Raw genomic sequence first — 17,568 nt, 5'->3', positions numbered from 1 at the left:
ACCAAGTCTTCTAAATTCTTATTCACTAGAATATACATTTTACTAGAACGAAATAGAAGAAGAGGTGCAGCCTGTAATGAAATCATTGAAATTGCGTGGAAAAAGAAACCTCAGCGCCTGGCTCGTCCTTGGATGCTCTGTCATAGCCCTATCGGGTTGCAGCGATACGCCTTCGGCTACGCAAACGGCGAGTCCGGTGCCAACCGCGACGACATCTGTTTCGTCTCCCACTGTCCAACCGGTTTCCGCAGAGGTGAAGCCAGAGGCGCCTTATAAGTTCCCGCTGACGGGTCTCCCGAGCGATAAAGAAGTGAAGAGCAGGCCGTTCATGGTCATGGTCGAAAATTCTCCGCAAGCCAGGCCCCAGACCGGGCTGGATCAGGCGGATATTGTCTATGAGATTCTAGCAGAGGGCGAGATTACGAGATTCGTTTCGATTTTTCAAAGCATTGAAGCGAAGGCCATCGGTCCTGTGCGCAGCATTCGGCCTTATTTTGTAGAGCTCGGCGATTCGTTCGATGCCGTTCTCGTCCATGCGGGATGGAGTCAGGATGCGATGAACATGATGGCTGGCCGCAAACTCGCCCATCTCGATGAGGTCTATGGCGACGGCGCCTACTACTGGCGCGCGACCGACCGCAAAGCACCACACAATCTCTATACCTCTGTGGATAAAATGAAGCAGGGCGCCGAGGCGCGCAAATTCCGCTCCGAATGGAACGGGCCGCTGCTCACTTTCGCCAAGGATGGGCAAAGCAAGCTGACCGGCGCAGCCGCAACGAACATCCAGATTCCGTACATACAAGGGTATTTCGTTGCGTATGAATATAGTACGGCTGAAGGTGTATATAAACGCAGCATGGAAGGCAAACCGCATGTCGATAAGGAAACCGGCAAGCAGCTGCAGACGACGAACCTGCTTGTGCTGGAGAGCAAGCATAAGATTTTGGATAAAGAGGGACGCCGCACGGTCGATGTATTCGGGCCCGGCAAAGGCCTCATCCTGCAGCAGGGGAAATCCCAGCAGATTACTTGGGAGCGTAAGGGCGGGATGATCAGGGCCTACGCCGATGGAAAGGAAGTGCCGCTCCTGCCGGGCAATACGTGGGTGCAGATCGTGCCTGAGGGCACAGCGGTAAAGATGGAGTAACCGGTTAGAGACGCAGGCAAGCCGCCCTGCTTGGCGAGGAAGAGCCAAGCAAGGCGGCTTGTGGTTTTATTTTGACCTATCTGCGTTTGCTTGTTCTGGCTGTAGGTCTGCTGCCGCTTCTTCTGCGGGCGGTGCCGGATTTTTTGCGGCGTTTGCGTTTGCGTGGGAGCAGATCTTCGAGGTTTGATTCTGAAGCCACCTTGCCTTTGCCGAAGGAATTGAAGAGCACCTTCATCATCGGCGCCATTTGCTGAAAACTGTTCATGAACTTCTGTACTTTGCCCATCGTTCCGATGATGCCGTCGATGCCGCCCATGCGGTCAACAAAGCCGGCAATTTGCTTAAAGTTCAACCCGCTTAGGGGGTTGGATGAACCTCCAGCCCCACCGCCTCCGCCGAACAGACCGCCTAGCAATCCGCCGCCACCGCCGGCACTGCCGCCGCCTCCGAAGAATCCGCTGGTATTACCGCTGGGACTGCCTCCGAAGAAACCGCCGCCACCCCCGCCTTCAAAAGGAGCAGGAAGCCCGCCGCCTTGCGGGAACGGATTGCCGCCGATCCCAGGGAATTGACTGAAGCCGTCGCCGATTTGCGGTGCTCCGGAGAAACTGCGTGTATGCACTACTTGAGGGACATTGCCGCCATTGCCAATCGTTTGTCTGTGGTTACTCACTCGTATTCACAACCCTTTTTATCAGATTAGACTAATATAAGATATGTCACTTGCCTACGGGTGGTATGGACGAATGTCACGGGTCCGGGAAATTGTCACGATTTACCTCGGTGACGCATAGAAATTTTAACGTTTCGCAAACCTAAAGGAAGGAATTATAAAAGTCGTGTCGAAACTTACAACAGAGCTTACTTTACTCATGAGCTACGATGATGTTCTACCGGGAGTTGATACCGCATGCAATTAAAAAAATTAAATGATAAAGCTATAGACCAGCTGTTTGAGGCCATATTGACGCTAAAAGACATGGAAGAGTGCTACGTTTTCTTTGATGACTTATGTACGGTCAACGAGATTCAATCGCTCTCCCAACGCCTGGAAGTGGCGCGCATGCTGCGCAAAGGCTGTACGTATAACCAGATCGAAGCCGAGACCGGCGCCAGCACGGCGACCATCTCGCGCGTCAAACGCTGCTTGAACTATGGCAATGACGGCTATGTCCTGACGCTTGACCGTTTGAATCGTTAAGATGAATGCTTTTTTCAATCGTACAAACATCCTGCCTTACCTCGTGTAAAGCGGGATTTTTCTTGTTCAATTGACATGCACGAACACATTGGTTAGCATAGGAATCACATGGTATGGTTAGGAACGGGTGGGGTCTAGCACAATGAACAAATATGGCGTATTGGTAATTAGCCACGGCTCTCGCGATGAGGGCTGGGTCAAGCTTGTCGATGATGCCGTATCGGCAGTCCGGATGCCGGCGGAGACGCCGATTTACGCATCCTATCTGGAGCTGGTCGAAGGCAGGCTCATTCAAGACGGAATCTACAGTCTAGAGGCGCAGGGCGTCACGGATATCGTCGTCGTTCCTTTGTTCGTGTCCTCCGGGAGTACACATATCGATGAAATCAGCTATGCGCTGGGGGTCATTCCGGAGCCTACGCTGGAAACCGATTTGGAGCGATTCGATATTCGGGCGCGGATTCATTTCACATCCCCGATCGATGACGATCCTGTCATTGCCGAGATTATTTATGAGAAAATCAAAGAGCTGTCCGACAACCCGAGCCGGGAGATTGTCCTGCTCATCGGTCACGGCAGCGTTGAAGAAGGCTTTCATCTCAAGTGGCGCCAGGGGCTGGAGCAGCTCGCAGAGCGGTTAAAAGCGTTAGGCGGCTACAACGAGGCGGATGTTGCGATGCTTTTGCCGGATCAAGTGAAACGGAAAATGACCTGGTGGGCTGAGCATAAGCCGGAGCATACGGTCGTGGTGGCGCCGCTATTTTTAAGCGAAGGGTATTTCACAAGCATAGTCATTCCTTCCCGGATGGAAGGGTTCGAATATCGATATAATGGACGGGCACTGCTGCCAAGTCCGCAGATTTCCCTATGGATCGAGAAGCAGATCGCTTCACGGATCACAACTGCGAACAGGTGATGAGAACGATGGTGGTCAAAAGAGCAAGACTGATCTACAATCCAACCTCCGGCCGCGAGGAAATGAAAAAGCGTCTGCCGGAAATCCTCCAGCGCCTCGAGCGCGGAGGGTTCGAGACTTCCGCGCATGCGACGATCGGCGAAGGCGATGCGACATTGGCGGCCGCCATTGCTGTGGAGCGGGGCTTCGATTTAATTATCGCAGCCGGCGGCGACGGCACCCTGTGCGAAGTCGTGAACGGCATGGCCGAGAAAGAGAACCGGCCGCCGCTGGGCATTTTGCCGCTGGGGACGACCAACGATTTTGCCCGTGCACTGAATATCCCCAAAAACTGGGAGCAGGCCGTCGACCTGATCATCCAGCAGTACACGCGCTACATCGACGTAGGCAAAATCAACAACCGCTACTTCATCAATATCGCCGGCGGAGGCTCCATGACCGAGCTGACCTACGAGGTACCCAGCAAGCTGAAAACGATGATCGGCCAGTTGGCCTATTATATGAAGGGCCTCGAGAAATTGCCTCGCCTGCGTCCTATCGAATTGTTCGTCAAGGCAGGCGAAGCCGAATTTCATGAGGAAGTCATGCTGTTCCTCGTCGGCAACTCCAACTCCGTCGGCGGCTTCGAGAAGCTCGCGCCAGACGCGAATTTGAATGATGGATTGTTTGATGTATTGATACTGAAAAAGTGTAACCTCGCGGAGTTCATTCGGGTGGTGACGCTCGCGCTGCGCGGCGAGCATTTGAACGATCCGAACGTGATCTACTTCCAGACGGATCATATCGAGATCAATTCGCCGGACTACGTCCAGCTCAACCTCGACGGCGAGTTTGGCGGCACGCTGCCGTGCGTGATGACGAACCTGCAGAGTCATTTGCAGATCATCGTGGATGAGTCGGGGCAGTCGACTTATAAGAAAACTTTGCTCGATACGTTGACGACGCCGTTTCAGTTGAAGGGAACTGGGCATCATGATGAAGAGACGGATAAAGAGTAAGTAACGGACTAGTCATAAAGTGAGGGTTTTATGAAAAAGAGTGGTTCCGGTTTGCGGCCGGGTAAAGATAGAGATCGAAATGGCGGGGCAAAGGCGCCGGGTAAAGCTGGAAGTGCGGGGAGAGCCGGAAGAGCCGAAAAAGCAGTATTCGCGGCTAAAGCAGCGCCAACATGGATGGCTGAGCTGCCGGTGCAAATCGGGCAGCAATACGAGGCTGAGATCATCGGGATCAGCCATGACGGGGAAGGGGTAGGCCGTGTGAACGGCTTTACCCTTTTTGTCGGTGGCGCGCTGCCGGGCGAGCATGCGCTCGTGCGGGTGGAGCACCTGAAGAAGCAGTACGGCTATGCTAAGTTGGAGCGCGTTTTGGAGGAGAGCCCGGATCGGGTCGTTCCAGACTGTGGGATTTATGAGCAGTGCGGCGGCTGCCAGCTGCAGCACCTCGGCTACGAGGCGCAGCTGCGCGTGAAGCGCCAACAGGTGGTGGATAATTTGCAGCGGATTGGTAAGCTGCAAGTGTTGGGGGAAGCTGGAGCGACTGAGGGAATTATTGTTCATCCTACACTTGGGATGGCAAATCCGTGGCGGTACCGCAACAAGGCGCAGGTCCCTTTTGGCGAAGAGCAGGGCGGCCTCATCGGCGGCTTTTATGCGCAGGGCAGCCATCGCATTATCGATATGGATGAGTGCCTGATCCAGCACGAGTCGAATGACGAAGTCGTCGCCCGGGTGAAAGAGATCGGCGCGCGTCTTGGTATCCGCGCGTATAAAGAAGAGCTTCACACCGGACTGCTGCGCCACGTCGTCGTCAAAGTCGGCTACCGCACGGGTGAGATCATGGTCGTACTGGTGACCAATAGTAGAGTAATTCCGCGCGTAGAGGAATGGGTAGCCGGCATCCGGGAAGCCGTGCCGGGCGTGAAGAGCATTTGCCATAACGTGAATATGAAGCAGACCAACGTTATTTTTGGGGATGAGACCCGCCTCCTGTGGGGCAGCGAGGTCATCTATGACTACATCGGCGATGTGAAATTTGCCATTTCCGCGCGATCGTTCTTTCAAGTGAACCCCGTACAAACGGAAGTGCTGTACGGGAAGGCACTTGAATACGCCGCGCTGACCGGCGGCGAGACGGTCGTCGATGCCTACTGCGGCATCGGCACGATCTCCCTGTTCCTGGCGCAGCGCGCGGGACAGGTGTACGGCGTGGAGATCGTCGAAGAGGCGATCTCCGATGCACGTAAGAATGCCGAGTTAAACGGCATGTCCAACGTGCACTTCGAGGCAGGCCCGGCCGAAGTGGTCCTGCCCGAGTGGACACGTCAGGGCGTCCGTCCTGACGTGATCGTCGTCGACCCGCCGCGCAAGGGCTGCGACCCCGCGCTGCTCGCGACGATCCTTGAGCTGCGCCCGCGCCGCGTCGTCTACGTGTCGTGCAGCGCCTCAACCCTCGCGCGCGACTTGCGCGTGCTCGCCGACGGCGGCTACACCGTCGCCGAGGTGCAGCCGGTGGATATGTTTCCGCATACGACACATGTGGAGTGCTGTGTGTTACTAAAATGGGCGGGCGCAGAATAATACTGCGCCCTTCTCAGGTCCCGTGGGACAAGGGATTTATGAAATTGTAATGAATTTCTTTAACTGTACCAGTGTCAGATATTTCGATTTTTTGAACGACCCTGTGGATAACTATTTTCAGAATTTGTTCGTTATCAAAGTCCAGTCGAGCTACCTTGCTGACTTGCTTTTTGAAGTCTTTAAGCTGCTCTTCCATAATATCACGTTCGCCGACCTGTTTTTCTAGGTCGGCTTTTCGCTGATTCATAGAGTTCTGCTCCGCTATGATGAGCTGGTTCTGTGCCTGGAACTGCTCCAAGCTAATGATGCTCTGGCTGTAAGCCTGGAATAACTTCTGGAATTCGTTTTGAAGCTGGGAGAGGCGTTTCTCGACTCGTTTTAGTTCCGTTGTATGTTTATCCTGGGTAATCTCGATCATGCCACAAGCTGATTTATACAGCTTCTCCAGCTTGACATGGTTTGAAGTTAACTCTTTAAGATCGTTCTTTATAATCAATTCTATGACCACAATCTGCACAGACTGCTAGATGTGCAACTCCTGACCGTTACTTTTGTTCGCCCCCTTAATACTAATTCGTTTAAGAACGGCCAAATGTTCGTCCAGCGTGATGATGGCAGGATGGGTGTTTTCGAGAATAATCTGCCGGTCTGGCTCCACTTGACGTCGTTTTTTCGTAATGAAATCTATGTTCTCTTCACGATGAAAGTGCAGATTTCCGGTATAGCTTGGATTCTCCAAGATCGTCCTGACACTGTTTTCGTGCCAGAGCTTCCCTGCATTACTGAAGTCCGATGATTCAAAATTTGAATTTCAGTTGGCAAAAAACAGAACACAGCAATCAAAAATTGAATTTCAACTGGCAAAAAACTTCCCAGATTCCTTCAGTAGTAAGCAACTGCTTGTTTCTTTCCGTAGGAGCTAAACAACTCTATTCAGGTCTTTGTCAACATGCGTTTGGGGAGAAGAAAAGATGTTTCCCGATGTCAAAGAGTATAGGCAGTCAGAACTATATAGCGAAATTGTACGTTCCTTCAACGGTAACGAGCATCTTCAGCGTCTCTATATATGGTTTGGTGAGAAGTGGGGGGTGAAGGTGAAGGCATCTGGACACTTTGGTGAAGATGAGTGGTTGGCTAAATTATCTATTGAGGATCAATAAGATTTTATGATACGAGTTCAGAGGGCACATGCACTGCTCTAATGTTCAGGTGTTTGATCCTGAGACTGGGGCATGCTGGGTTTGAAGCTTAATCTCAGGGGAAGGTAATATCTTCATAACTCTTCCCCGCCCTGCGTCAGCGGAGCGGGGGAGGAACAGCCAGAGTATAAATAGTGGTTACACTACTGGCATGGTTAGCCTAGTGTGCAGTTCAGTAGACGAGGGAACAGCATGAACTGCGAGTGCTGCCCCTCCTCCCGCTGGGGCTATCCTTACCAACGGTATCCGCAGCGCACACAAGTACGGACGTGCTTGTTACTTCCTAGAAATCCTCCGAGTAAGCCGACTCCTCCAAGTAGTAACCCGCCCGCTGCTGCTTTGCCTACACTGAATCCTTTTGTTCCCGCCGAGATTTGATTAGATTGACATTTCGGGCATGTTACTTCAGGAGGCGAAGAGGGTGGCGAATCAAAATATTGTCTGGGTTGGTTTTGTTGGTTTCGGACGTAATCTGCAATTTCACGGCTTTGACGCTGAATAGCCTCTTGTTTTAATCTGCGATTACGTTCTTGTTGGGTTTCCATATTATCTCCCCCGCTAATAGATTCTACCTACAAAAAACAAGGGGCGTCTTGGATATAGTCATATCCATCACCCTTCGCTTAAATGATATATTTATATCGGTGCGTCCACAGAAACTGAAAAATTACTTGGCCTCGCTTTCGTTTGGCTTGTAAAAGAATGGTTCGAGGTGCAGTTTCATAGATTAAAGCTATACTTTAATCCGTGACGATTCGCAATATATAACAGAAAAAGAAGTGTATTCAAATATTGTTTTTGGGTTGCCCCTCTTTATAGGGGGTATTTTCTATGAAAGTGACTACGCTTAAAGGATTATCAAAATCAGCCTTTTTCATAATTTATACGTCACAATGGTAGAATTATAAAAAAACAGAGTATCATCAATCCTATACTAATTGAAGTGATGCGCTGGCATGTTATGTTTATATTTAAGAATGTTCGGTATTCCGGCGATTATTTCATATTAGTTACTTGCGGACCATAAAACTCAACCTGTTTGGTGTGTTTTTCTATGAATTCTTGCTGTAGTAGTTTTATTTTCTCTTCACTATAAATTGAAGTTAATGGTTGTATAGTATCTCTATATGCATCCTTCGAGATATTTTTGCTTCCTTTACCGATAAAATACAAAGCGTTTTTATCTTTTATGTAACAAAAGAAATATCCATCTACTTTTAGAGACCTTTCCAAGTTTCGTTTTCCCTCATTTAAAGTGAAGTACTTTGAAATGGGCATCCAAAGAATTGCTTCATTTTCACTTACTTTCGCAATATATTCTAGAAATTCATCATTTCCAGTCATTTTAATAAAAGAGTCCCTTGCTAATGTAGTTATTTCTTTCTCGTCGTTGGAACAAGAAACCAAAAGACTGATGAAGAATAATAAGCTAACGATGCAGAACAGCTTTTCATTTCTAAGCTTACCCCCTTGTATATATATTATCGCAACGATCCGATAGAATGTGAATAGCTTAATGAAAACTTGCTTTCTTTAAAGAATTTGGAAGACATTGTGGAGCGTGTGTAATTGCTAGTTTGGAATGGAAAAAATAAAAGCTGAGAAGTATTGGTGAAAAGGTATGGGCTATCCTAAGGGCTTAGATAAAGCCTGGGATAGCCCAGTTAGGTTATTGCTGATGATTAATAATATAGTCGATATATTCTTTTGCACTTTGATTGATTTCCTCATCACTGGCCTGAAATGAAGCTCCAAAGACAGCAAAGTAGGGGAGTGCCACCGCGCCAACATGAACGGTACTTGCTTTGAATGGCGTAGTCACTTGATCCACGGTAAAGGAAACGGAGCCCTCTGGTCTATAGTTTTCTTTTTTATCGCCGATGGACATTGCAAGCCCCAGCTTTTTCCCTTTAAGCTTATCGCCCTTTGATCCATAAGCCCATCCGTATGCAAATACATCGTCTAACCACTTCTTTAATAAAGGTGGATAGCTGTACCAATATAACGGAAATTGAAAGATGACATGATCATAAGCTTCTAGTAACTCTTGTTCCCTAGGAACATCAATATTCCAGTTAGGGTACTCTTTGTATATTTCATGAATGGTAATGTCGTTTGGATACTGCAGCAATTCTTCTTTCCACCGCTGGTTTACCCTTGAAGTCTCAAGGTTCGGGTGTGCCAAAATGACCAGTGTTTTCATTATGAAATCTCCTTCTCAAGCCCATGTTCAAGAGTGTGTCTTCAACATGCTTGCCTTAATTTGTGGAACACCATCATTATCTTGCAGGCTCGAGAAAAAGAAAATACACACAATAAAGTAAGGTGGTTACCTCAAGGTACGTACTGGACTGCGAAAAAAATATATGCAACAATGAGTTTTTAATCTGACTCAATAAAGTTGTTATGAACGAGGTGTTATTCTATGAAACAATATCATATGGGCATAGAGGCAACACTTGAAGTAATCGGCGGAAAGTGGAAAGCTCTGATCATATGCTTATTAATGACCGGTGTTAAGAGAACAAGTGAGTTACAGCGCAATATTCAAGGCATCTCGCAAAAGGTTCTGATCCAGCAGCTTCGAGAACTTGAGAGGGACGGACTGGTCACAAGATATGTGTACCAGCAGATGCCGCCAAAAGTCGAATACAGCCTGACGGAATATGGCGTTACAGCCAATCGTATCGTTGAAGTAATGTGTTCTTGGGGAAAAGAGAATATCAAAATGAGACAACAGCAAGGAGAAGAAATCGTATTGCTGGAGGAAGGAGTCTCTGGGGTAAAGGAGAAGATAACCGGATGAAGTGTGTTTATATCGTGCGTCATTGCAAGGCTGCCGGGCAGGAGCCGGATGCTCCATTAACGGAGGCAGGTGTCCAGCAGGCTGAAGAACTCGTGAAGTTTTTCTTCAAAAAAGAAGTTGATCTTATTCTATCAAGCCCTTTCGAAAGGGCTTATCGAACCATCTTACCGTTGGCTGACAAGCTTGGTATGGAGGTCGCTCTGGATAATCGATTGGCCGAGAGGGTCCTTTTCAGCGAGAATCATGCGGATTGGCGTGACAGGCTGCGCAAGACTTACGAGGATTTGGATTTATGTTATGAGGGCGGGGAATCCAGTAATATGGCAATGAACCGTGCGGTAAGTGTAGTTTTGGAGGCTCTAAACAGCGGCAAGAAGAACATCGTCATCGTCTCACACGGCAACCTGATCTCCCTCCTGCTTAAGCATTTTGATAACCGTATCGGGTTTGAAGAATGGGAAGCCATGTCTAATCCCGATTTATTTCATCTTACCTTCACAGCAGAAGATAAGCCTAATATTCATCGAATATGGGCAGGGTGAGTTTATATTAGAGCAAACACATTCCCTCGGACACGTACATGTTTGTTGTCACTGTCTACTCAACACACGTGGAGATGGTTTGCATGCTTAAGAGTGAAAAAAATATTAAATAATAAGCGGTATGGGCGATTTACTGAAACTATTCATGGTAGTAAGCGTCAAATAGCCCACACCTTGTGAAAAGATGAGAGCTACGTTACGCTTATTTAGAAAAGATACGACAAGTCATCGGATACGTTCTACCTCGAACAGCTGATTGCAAAAGGCAAGAAACGCGGATTCTCACCACTTCGGGTCGGCTGATAATCATACAGGATGATCGCAGGTCCGATACGTCCTGTACGATAGAGCCACAGGTACGACTTCGCTTGTGCCGACCGTCCGTGCTCCCGCAGCACCTTTATAAGGTATGCGATTTGTACCTATAGTACTTCAATTTGAACATCATCTACTTCAAGACCAACACTACTCGTGCCTGGTCCAGCATTGAGCTCAATTCTCAAGTCATTTGTTCTTGATCGTAACGCACTTGCAGGAACTGATAGGCCTCGCCTTTTATAACTCAATTCTGGAATAAGGAACTTCATTTGAAGTATTGCAGGCGGTTGAACAGAGCTAGACAAACTAATTACATAGGTACCGTTGGTATTGAAAGTAGTTCTTGCTACCCATAACGATACCAAGTAAATTCCTCTTGGGCCTGGAGGTGGTAATCTAACCTGTTGAGTAATTGATGCAGTTCTATTCGGAAGAACATTAAAGAAGGCTGCGAAACGCCCTGTACGGGGAAAACCGCTAGTAACAGAGACATTACCTACATCTCGCCAAGGAAAAAAACCACCAGTCTCAAACCCGCCATTGCTAACTATTTGGCTGATTCTTGCTTTAGGTTGTTTAACTTTTCTTTTTAGCCGATTTTTCGTTAATTTTTCCATTTCATATCTAAATCTGACAATACGCTTCCGGCGTTTAGCTTGCATTGAATCATCCTCCAATAAATTTTACATTTCTACATTAGATTCAAAGTAATGCAATTTGCTTGGATTATTGGATGAGAGGAAAATAACCAGAATCAAATTTGGTAAAAGAAAAAGCGGACTATCGGCCAGCTTTTGGATCACCGTATATTTCTCGCATGGCCTGTTAAGTGACTAACCAAAACTTTACCTGACTGACGGACAAGGCCACGCTCGAAGGGTACTATCTTATTAGGACAGTTGAAAACGATACTCCTTGCGATGGTAAACGAGTAAATGTAAACGTCCGCACACCTAGTAAAGCGACGGGACCCATGAGATCATGTTCGCAGCTGAAAGTTACGCGCAAGCGAAAAGATGCGAGTATTGAAGGAACGCCGAATATTGTTATCGATCTCCAGCCGTCCGTCCTGCAAGAATACGTTCAGCTTCTCCCACTGGTTCATACATTAGGTGATCGCCGTACCCAACAGGCTTTTGGGCAGTACACGCGACCGCTGGGCTTCTAACCAAGCCGAGAACGCGTCCAAAATCGGCCGACTCTCAGCAAGTCGGGTGCCCGGATATTCGCCGCCGCGTCTCGTCTGATAGTCGTACAGGATGATGTCCGGACCGACTCGTCCGGTGCGATACAGACACAGGTACGACTTCGTTTGAGCTGTCAGTTGATCTTTTGAACACTGATTAGCGGTACACCAAGCAGACATTGTTAGGCCGCTCGCTCGATAGTCTGCGATACGCGCGATCCAGACGTTTCGGCGTTGTTCTTTAGCAGTCATAAGGCAACCTCCCGGAGTAGGATGCCCTCATGATCTCATAGGTACCTAGAATGTTGAAGGTGGGGAGGATTTGACGCTTACTCATGGTATGTATTCAGTTATTTTATTAACTCAGATTGGAGAGATAATAATGGGAAATACTGATAAGTTTGAAATGATAGCTAGTAGTTATGATACTTCTGAAAGAGTTCATATAGCAAAGGTATCATCAGATGCCATTCGTGAATATTTAGTTGACGCTAATAATAAGAATGCTATTGATTTTGGGTGTGGAACTGGCCTTGTTGGAATGAATTTGTTAAATGATTTCAATTCTATGCTTTTTCTGGATACATCGCAAAATATGATTAATCAAATAAAACAGAAAATTGCTGACTTTAATATTCAGAATGTTGATACATTATGTTTTGATTTCGAAAAGGAAAATCGATCGGATATACATGCAGACTATATTTTTATGGCTCAGGTTTTACTCCATATTAATGATGTTGAGTTCGTTTTATCGAGATTATATGATGTTCTAAATCCAGGAGGGCATTTAATCATCGTAGATTATAATAAAAATGAAGAAATAGTCTCTGATATGGTTCATAACGGTTTTGATCAAGATAAGCTTATTGACCTCATGAAAAATATAGGGTACAGAGAAATTCAATCTAAAACTTTTTATACCGGAAGTAAAATATTCATGGGTCATGATGCATCTCTATTCATCCTAGATGCTCAAAAATAAACGTTAAGGCAGAGGGGGGGCGAGCCCCTCCTTTTTACTTATATCAAACGATCAAGATGTTTTCGCCGATCGTAAGCGATTAATTCTTCCCCTTGTTTCAAGCGGCTCACCAAATCCGAATTGGCAAGGAACGGACGTCCGAATGCAGCCATATCAATGGTTCCTTCTTGCATAGCCTGTTCTGCACGTTCAAGGGTCATATTTCCGACTCCAATGATGAGACCGTCCCAATATTTACGGACGAGCTGATGCATAGTCATGCCATTCGCAATCACTTGACCAAAATCATTAGTGGACGGATGAAGCATTGTTAACCCGCATTCCTTAAAAGCATCCACGAAGGTTTGAATGGCCGCTTCCGGATCGCTCCACATGTACGCCGGTTGATCGTCCTTCAAGGCGGAAAAACGCATGATCGTTCTTTCTTGACCGATTTCCGCAATAACGGCCTTCGTCACTTCTTTCATGAAAGTTAAACGCTGGCGCAGATCGCCTCCATATCTGTCTTGACGGTAATTCGATACATCTGAATTAAATTGATCGATCAGATACCCATGCGCACCATGAATTTCAACACCGTCGAAACCAGCGATCATTGCGTTGCGGGCGGCTGCCGCATATTGATGAATGACTTTCTGAATATCAACAATCGACATCTCTTCCGGAGTATCGTATGGTTTTCCAAAACGATGAACATGACCGCCCGCGCGCAATGCGGAAGGCGCTTGCGGAGGGCGCTTGCGGAGGGAGTCCTCCTGCGATCTCGTGGTGTGTCAGCCGCCCCACATGCCATATTTGTGCGACAATTGTCCCTCCCTCCCGATGAACCGCATCCGTTACATTTTTCCAACTCTCTGTTTGTTCTCTGGTAAACAAACCAGGAACGCCTGTAGTTCCTTTCGCACGAGGACTAATGATAATGCCCTCTGTAATGATCAGACCAACGCCATCCGCCGCCCGTTTCCGGTAATATTCGACCACATCCTGACCGACTACCCCCGTTCGATCATCGGCGAAGCTGCGTGTCATTGGAGCCATCGCGATTCGGTTCCGAAGCTTCCTCGACCCCATGCTGATTGGTTGCAAAAGCGAAAGTTTCTCTTTTATCATATGCCACACCCTATTCTTTACAAGAAATTTCAATAAAAACCGATTACTCTAATCGTAAAGGATAGTGATCAATTCTTACAGATGATTATATAGGTAATATGCTATAATTAATTTGAAATACAAGTTAATTGTTGATCATTGCCTATAATTAAAAGGAGCTGTTCAGATGGATCACGTGGACAAAGAAATCCTGATCATTTTGCAAGACCAAGCACGCATTTCCATGACTGAATTGGGAAAAAAAGTAGGTTTGTCCCAACCAGCAGTTACGGAAAGGGTGCACAGGATGGAGGAGAAAGGTATTATCAAACAATACCGTGCCATTGTCTCCCCGGACAAAGTGAATAAACACGTCAGTGCCTATCTGCTGTTCCATACCAAGCGATGTGAAAAATTTATCGAGTTTTGCAAGAAATATCCCGATGTGTTGGAACTTCACAGGATCAGCGGACAATATAATTACTTGTTGAAGGTCGTAACCGATTCCATGCAGTCCCTGGAAGCGTTTATCAATGCCAGCGGAGAGCATGGGGATTCGACCACATTGATCGTCATGTCATCACCACTCGAACAGAGAATGATCGATCCTTCTGTCGTTGAAGCATAGCCACTGATTTTGGTTATCCTATAAGAACAATCCTCCAAAGAAGGAAGTGTCAAACCATGAATGTCGAAATGGTCATGCAGGAGCTTGAAGCACTCGGCAAGGAGCGGCTCAAGAAAATGTACATGTCTAATGGAGCGCGCGAACCGCTTTTTGGCGTGGCTACTGGCGAAATGAAGCCGCTATTCAGAAAAATCAAAATCAATCAGCCTTTGGCGGAGCAGCTTTACGCCACTGGGAACTACGATGCCATGTACTTTGCCGGTATCATTGCAGATCCGAAAGCGATGACGGAAGCGGATTATGATCGTTGGATGGATGGGGCTTATTTTTATATGCTGTCCGATTTTGTGGTTGCGGTGACTTTGGCGGAAGCCGATATTGCGCAAGAGATTGCCGACAAATGGATCTCGAGCGGCGAAGAGCTGAGAATGTCAGCGGGCTGGAGTTGTTATTGCTGGCTGTTGGGCAGCCGGCCGGACTTCGAATTTTCCGAAAGCAAGCTTGCCGAGATGCTTGAAATGGTAAAAAATACGATTTACGATGCTCCCGAACGGGCGAAATCCGCGATGAATAATTTTATGTACACAGTAGGGGTATCCTATTTGCCGCTCCATGATAAGGCGGTCGAGACTGCAAAGACGGTAGGTCCGGTAGAATTCAAACGAGACAAGAAAAAAAGCAGTTTCCTGCACGCTTTCGAAAGTATTCAAAAGGCAGTGGATAAAGGGCAGCTTGGTTTCAAACGCAAACATGTAAGGTGTTAAGGATGGTGAGTAAAGGGCGGATGTATTTGCTTAGTGAACCGATATTGCTGATCGATGATGAAGAAGGCATATTGATGATGTTAGAAAGCCTCCTTCGGAAAGAAGGTTATACGTATCAAGATTCACCTACATTGCCCCGTTCCGGACTGGGACTTTCGATTGCCAAACAGCTCATTCAAGCCCATGGCGGAGAATTAGCAATCAGAAGTCAGCCAAGGAAAGGGACAATCATCACTATCCGACTGCCTACAGATCCGAGTTAAGCTATTGTTTGTGTGCTGTTTACCTTATGTTTACCTGTGCTCTCTATAATGATGTTAACGGGACGATGAGCGATCGACCGTTGCAGTTATAGGGGGCAGCCACGTGCGAGATTTGATATTATCGGACGAACCCGCTGACTATGAAGCTTGCGGGTTTTTTGTGCGCTTATAAAAGCTGATTTTGTTGAGGAACTAAAGCTTCGGAAGGGGGATAAATATGAAATATGTAGTTAAAAAGGTATTGTCTGGATATGGCGCGTTGTTGTGGTCGTTTGTATACGGAGGGTTAGGGCTATTTTGGCTGATGGGTGGCGCGGGTTTTCCCTACGGAAAAGGGGACCCGTACGGTGTCGACATTTCTATGTTCGCTCAAGTCCAAAAGGAGGAAGGTGCTCTTGTTATTGTCGTCGCAGGCATAATAGGAGTTATTACTGCGCTGATTATAATCGGATTTTGGAAGCGGCGACTTATTCCTCGTAGAATGCCCCTTCTAGTTGCTTGGAGCTTTGCGATTATACTTTTATGCGTGGTTTGTGATTATAGGGTACTAGCGCTTATCGCATATACACTGCTCTTAAAATTCGAGTTTGTTGATTGGCCTGCGGTTAACCAGTTCATTTGTCTCACGGGAGGCATCCTTTGGGGAAGCGCAGCTATCACCTACAATAAGAAAGCGCAGGAAGTATGCGACAAATGCGGACGCACGACTAAGGTTTCAAAATGGCTGCAGCCGATAACAGTAGCAAAATGGGGGAAATGGGCAACATATACGGCGGTATGTCTGCCGCTTATCTACTCTTTGACTCGATGGGCATGGGCATTTGGTATTCCTTTGGGTGTTAGTAAACAGTTTCTGATCGAAGGGGAACGAGATACTCCGGGAATTTGGTTATTCGGAGCGGCGCTTGGGACGGTGGGGGCAATGGGGGCCGTCTTGACTTTAGGTCTGATTAGCCGTTGGGGTGAGATATTTCCACATTGGTTCCCGTTTATTCACGGGAAAAGGGTTCCGCCTGCTCTCGCGATTATACCCGCAACATTCATATCCATTGTTGTCGTTATAACAGGTTTGATGTATAACCGCCTGTGGTTAAAAGGAGCCTTTCCGGAGGGGAATATTGCAACCTATGCTCCTGAGCTTACCTGGCCTATCTGGGGGTTGGCGCTTGGAGCAGCAACACTTGCCTATTATTTGCGGAGAAGAGAACAGTGTCAGGAGTGTGGAGGGGCATAATGAGTCGATTTGCTTATCAAGAATCGGAAGGCTGGTCATTTTACATGAATACGTGACATATAATTTTAAGCATGAACGGCCCAATAAGCGTTTTATTCGCATGTGCTAAATGAGGGAGGGATCGTTACTGGAATGGTATTTAATGGTGTTAAAAAATTACGTAGGGTTTCAAGGGAGAGCACGGCGTAAGGAATACTGGATGTTTGTTCTTTTCAATTTCATTGTTTCCATCGTACTTGCCATTGTGGAGTCACTCCTAAACGCAACCAACGTTTTAACAGGACTCTATTCTTTAGCTGTTCTATTACCGTCTTTAGCTGTTGGAGTTAGGAGACTCCACGATACCGGAAGAACCGGATGGTGGCTCTTAATTAGTCTGATTCCCCTTATTGGTACCATTATTCTGCTTGTATTTATGTGTCAAGATAGTGATGTGAATGATAATCAATATGGACCAAATCCTAAAGATTAGTTTTTGAATGGGAAAAGGAAGACGGGAGGGGTGGCCCTCAATGTCTTCCTTTTTTTGTTTTTGCGGGAAGCCATGCTGCATTAAACGCGTCTTTTAATATGCGAACGGTCATTTTCGGTTTAGAATAGAGGAATACACAGAATTTGGTGATAATTCTTGAACCCTTATAGCTTGCCAGAGTAATTATAGTTAATTATCAGAGATTGTATTCCTCCTAGAAATGATCAACACAGGCTGTT

General features: G+C 47.1%; 20 protein-coding genes and 5 pseudogenes. 14 read left to right on the top strand and 11 right to left on the bottom strand.

Annotated elements, in window-relative coordinates:
- Positions 1-76: 76 nt before the first annotated feature.
- Positions 77-1,150: a DUF3048 domain-containing protein gene (locus ICC18_RS24605; RefSeq protein ID WP_188177091.1), complete on the top strand. Its 1,074-nt coding sequence runs from the start codon at positions 77-79 to the stop codon at positions 1,148-1,150.
- A gap of 76 nt (positions 1,151-1,226) precedes the next feature.
- Here ICC18_RS24605 and ICC18_RS24600 read toward each other — a convergent pair whose 3' ends face one another.
- On the bottom strand, positions 1,227-1,823 hold the full coding sequence (locus ICC18_RS24600) for an aminotransferase (RefSeq protein ID WP_188177090.1): 597 nt from the start codon (positions 1,821-1,823) through the stop codon (positions 1,227-1,229).
- Between the two features lie 237 nt (positions 1,824-2,060).
- On the opposite strand from ICC18_RS24600, the gene ICC18_RS24595 reads away from it, so the two are divergent.
- The 4 genes from ICC18_RS24595 (at position 2,061) to rlmD (ending at position 5,843) form a co-directional block, all read left to right on the top strand.
- Positions 2,061-2,351, top strand: coding sequence for a YerC/YecD family TrpR-related protein (locus ICC18_RS24595; RefSeq protein ID WP_188177089.1), 291 nt, complete (start codon positions 2,061-2,063; stop codon positions 2,349-2,351).
- 142 nt (positions 2,352-2,493) lie between these two features.
- Positions 2,494-3,267: a sirohydrochlorin chelatase gene (locus ICC18_RS24590; protein WP_188177088.1), complete on the top strand. Its 774-nt coding sequence runs from the start codon at positions 2,494-2,496 to the stop codon at positions 3,265-3,267.
- A gap of 8 nt (positions 3,268-3,275) precedes the next feature.
- A complete protein-coding gene (locus tag ICC18_RS24585; RefSeq protein ID WP_188177087.1) occupies positions 3,276-4,265 on the top strand; it encodes a diacylglycerol kinase in 990 nt (329 codons plus the stop codon).
- A gap of 174 nt (positions 4,266-4,439) precedes the next feature.
- Positions 4,440-5,843: a 23S rRNA (uracil(1939)-C(5))-methyltransferase RlmD gene (gene rlmD, locus ICC18_RS24580; RefSeq protein ID WP_223192827.1), complete on the top strand. Its 1,404-nt coding sequence runs from the start codon at positions 4,440-4,442 to the stop codon at positions 5,841-5,843.
- 13 nt (positions 5,844-5,856) lie between these two features.
- Here the strand turns inward: rlmD and ICC18_RS24575 are convergent, their stop codons facing one another.
- Complete coding sequence (locus ICC18_RS24575; protein WP_188177085.1) at positions 5,857-6,351, bottom strand: hypothetical protein; 495 nt, start codon at positions 6,349-6,351, stop codon at positions 5,857-5,859.
- A 15-nt stretch (positions 6,352-6,366) separates the two neighbouring features.
- Positions 6,367-6,612: pseudogene (locus tag ICC18_RS24570) on the bottom strand (recombinase family protein); the annotation flags it as partial.
- 202 nt (positions 6,613-6,814) lie between these two features.
- Here ICC18_RS24570 and ICC18_RS24565 point away from each other — a divergent pair.
- Complete coding sequence (locus tag ICC18_RS24565; RefSeq protein ID WP_188177083.1) at positions 6,815-7,003, top strand: hypothetical protein; 189 nt, start codon at positions 6,815-6,817, stop codon at positions 7,001-7,003.
- Positions 7,004-7,275: 272 nt separating this feature from the next.
- On the opposite strand, the gene ICC18_RS24560 is transcribed toward ICC18_RS24565, so the two are convergent.
- From ICC18_RS24560 to ICC18_RS24550, 3 genes are all read right to left on the bottom strand, one after another.
- The gene (locus ICC18_RS24560) at positions 7,276-7,587 is read right to left on the bottom strand and encodes a hypothetical protein (protein WP_188177170.1); all 312 of its coding nucleotides are present in this window, start codon (positions 7,585-7,587) and stop codon (positions 7,276-7,278) included.
- Between the two features lie 451 nt (positions 7,588-8,038).
- The gene (locus ICC18_RS24555; protein ID WP_188177082.1) at positions 8,039-8,386 is read right to left on the bottom strand and encodes a hypothetical protein; all 348 of its coding nucleotides are present in this window, start codon (positions 8,384-8,386) and stop codon (positions 8,039-8,041) included.
- Positions 8,387-8,711: 325 nt separating this feature from the next.
- Positions 8,712-9,245, bottom strand: a complete 534-nt coding sequence (locus ICC18_RS24550) for an NAD(P)H-dependent oxidoreductase (protein WP_188177081.1) — start codon at positions 9,243-9,245, stop codon at positions 8,712-8,714.
- A gap of 222 nt (positions 9,246-9,467) precedes the next feature.
- On the opposite strand from ICC18_RS24550, the gene ICC18_RS24545 reads away from it, so the two are divergent.
- Both ICC18_RS24545 and ICC18_RS24540 read left to right on the top strand, forming a co-directional pair.
- A complete protein-coding gene (locus ICC18_RS24545; protein WP_188177080.1) occupies positions 9,468-9,848 on the top strand; it encodes a winged helix-turn-helix transcriptional regulator in 381 nt (126 codons plus the stop codon).
- Entirely contained in the window at positions 9,845-10,390 is a 546-nt protein-coding gene (locus ICC18_RS24540) for a histidine phosphatase family protein (protein ID WP_188177079.1), read from the top strand. Before ICC18_RS24545 ends, ICC18_RS24540 begins: the two co-directional genes overlap by 4 nt.
- Before the next feature lie 272 nt (positions 10,391-10,662).
- Here ICC18_RS24540 and ICC18_RS24535 read toward each other — a convergent pair.
- From ICC18_RS24535 to tnpA, 4 genes and pseudogenes are all read right to left on the bottom strand, one after another.
- Positions 10,663-10,794: pseudogene (locus ICC18_RS24535) on the bottom strand (IS66 family transposase); the annotation flags it as partial.
- Between the two features lie 18 nt (positions 10,795-10,812).
- Positions 10,813-11,370: a hypothetical protein gene (locus ICC18_RS24530; protein WP_188177078.1), complete on the bottom strand. Its 558-nt coding sequence runs from the start codon at positions 11,368-11,370 to the stop codon at positions 10,813-10,815.
- Between the two features lie 380 nt (positions 11,371-11,750).
- A pseudogene (locus ICC18_RS33995) lies at positions 11,751-12,029 on the bottom strand (IS66 family transposase); the annotation flags it as partial.
- A gap of 9 nt (positions 12,030-12,038) precedes the next feature.
- Positions 12,039-12,146, bottom strand: a pseudogene (tnpA, locus tag ICC18_RS35010) (IS66 family insertion sequence element accessory protein TnpA); the annotation flags it as partial.
- A gap of 70 nt (positions 12,147-12,216) precedes the next feature.
- Between tnpA and ICC18_RS24520 the strand changes: the two are divergent.
- Positions 12,217-12,879 (top strand): class I SAM-dependent methyltransferase, encoded by a 663-nt coding sequence (locus ICC18_RS24520; protein ID WP_223192826.1) that lies wholly within the window; start codon positions 12,217-12,219, stop codon positions 12,877-12,879.
- Positions 12,880-12,917: 38 nt separating this feature from the next.
- On the opposite strand, the pseudogene ICC18_RS24515 reads toward ICC18_RS24520, so the two are convergent.
- Positions 12,918-13,980: pseudogene (locus tag ICC18_RS24515) on the bottom strand (oxidoreductase); the annotation flags it as partial.
- Positions 13,981-14,155: 175 nt separating this feature from the next.
- Here ICC18_RS24515 and ICC18_RS24510 point away from each other — a divergent pair.
- From ICC18_RS24510 to ICC18_RS24490, 5 genes are all read left to right on the top strand, one after another.
- Positions 14,156-14,596 carry an Lrp/AsnC family transcriptional regulator gene (locus ICC18_RS24510; protein ID WP_188177076.1) on the top strand — a complete coding sequence of 147 codons (441 nt, stop codon included), beginning with the start codon at positions 14,156-14,158 and terminating at the stop codon, positions 14,594-14,596.
- A gap of 56 nt (positions 14,597-14,652) precedes the next feature.
- The gene (locus tag ICC18_RS24505; RefSeq protein ID WP_188177075.1) at positions 14,653-15,360 is read left to right on the top strand and encodes a DNA alkylation repair protein; all 708 of its coding nucleotides are present in this window, start codon (positions 14,653-14,655) and stop codon (positions 15,358-15,360) included.
- A gap of 2 nt (positions 15,361-15,362) precedes the next feature.
- Positions 15,363-15,623, top strand: a complete 261-nt coding sequence (locus tag ICC18_RS34845) for an ATP-binding protein (RefSeq protein ID WP_188177074.1) — start codon at positions 15,363-15,365, stop codon at positions 15,621-15,623.
- A 217-nt stretch (positions 15,624-15,840) separates the two neighbouring features.
- Positions 15,841-16,857 (top strand): hypothetical protein, encoded by a 1,017-nt coding sequence (locus tag ICC18_RS24495; RefSeq protein ID WP_188177073.1) that lies wholly within the window; start codon positions 15,841-15,843, stop codon positions 16,855-16,857.
- A 127-nt stretch (positions 16,858-16,984) separates the two neighbouring features.
- Entirely contained in the window at positions 16,985-17,329 is a 345-nt protein-coding gene (locus ICC18_RS24490; protein WP_188177159.1) for a DUF805 domain-containing protein, read from the top strand.
- Positions 17,330-17,568 lie beyond the last annotated feature (239 nt).

Origin of the sequence: Paenibacillus sedimenti, assembly GCF_014534655.1 — a bacterium.
GTDB lineage: Bacteria > Bacillota > Bacilli > Paenibacillales > NBRC-103111 > Paenibacillus_E > Paenibacillus_E sedimenti.
Note: the sequence above shows the minus strand (reverse complement) of the source record. Positions and strands in the feature narration are given on the sequence as shown.

Excerpts from the sequence above, each read along its gene's own strand:
- ICC18_RS24605 (WP_188177091.1), top strand. The coding sequence starts at position 77 with ATGAAATCATTGAAATTGCGTGGAAAAAGAAACCTCAGCGCCTGGCTC.
- ICC18_RS24595 (WP_188177089.1), top strand. The coding sequence starts at position 2,061 with ATGCAATTAAAAAAATTAAATGATAAAGCTATAGACCAGCTGTTTGAG.
- ICC18_RS24590 (WP_188177088.1), top strand. The coding sequence starts at position 2,494 with ATGAACAAATATGGCGTATTGGTAATTAGCCACGGCTCTCGCGATGAG.
- ICC18_RS24585 (WP_188177087.1), top strand. The coding sequence starts at position 3,276 with ATGGTGGTCAAAAGAGCAAGACTGATCTACAATCCAACCTCCGGCCGC.
- rlmD (WP_223192827.1), top strand. The coding sequence starts at position 4,440 with ATGGCTGAGCTGCCGGTGCAAATCGGGCAGCAATACGAGGCTGAGATC.
- ICC18_RS24565 (WP_188177083.1), top strand. The coding sequence starts at position 6,815 with ATGTTTCCCGATGTCAAAGAGTATAGGCAGTCAGAACTATATAGCGAA.
- ICC18_RS24560 (WP_188177170.1), bottom strand. The coding sequence starts at position 7,587 with ATGGAAACCCAACAAGAACGTAATCGCAGATTAAAACAAGAGGCTATT.
- ICC18_RS24555 (WP_188177082.1), bottom strand. The coding sequence starts at position 8,386 with ATGACTGGAAATGATGAATTTCTAGAATATATTGCGAAAGTAAGTGAA.
- ICC18_RS24550 (WP_188177081.1), bottom strand. The coding sequence starts at position 9,245 with ATGAAAACACTGGTCATTTTGGCACACCCGAACCTTGAGACTTCAAGG.
- ICC18_RS24545 (WP_188177080.1), top strand. The coding sequence starts at position 9,468 with ATGAAACAATATCATATGGGCATAGAGGCAACACTTGAAGTAATCGGC.
- ICC18_RS24540 (WP_188177079.1), top strand. The coding sequence starts at position 9,845 with ATGAAGTGTGTTTATATCGTGCGTCATTGCAAGGCTGCCGGGCAGGAG.
- ICC18_RS24530 (WP_188177078.1), bottom strand. The coding sequence starts at position 11,370 with ATGCAAGCTAAACGCCGGAAGCGTATTGTCAGATTTAGATATGAAATG.
- ICC18_RS24510 (WP_188177076.1), top strand. The coding sequence starts at position 14,156 with ATGGATCACGTGGACAAAGAAATCCTGATCATTTTGCAAGACCAAGCA.
- ICC18_RS24505 (WP_188177075.1), top strand. The coding sequence starts at position 14,653 with ATGAATGTCGAAATGGTCATGCAGGAGCTTGAAGCACTCGGCAAGGAG.
- ICC18_RS34845 (WP_188177074.1), top strand. The coding sequence starts at position 15,363 with ATGGTGAGTAAAGGGCGGATGTATTTGCTTAGTGAACCGATATTGCTG.
- ICC18_RS24495 (WP_188177073.1), top strand. The coding sequence starts at position 15,841 with ATGAAATATGTAGTTAAAAAGGTATTGTCTGGATATGGCGCGTTGTTG.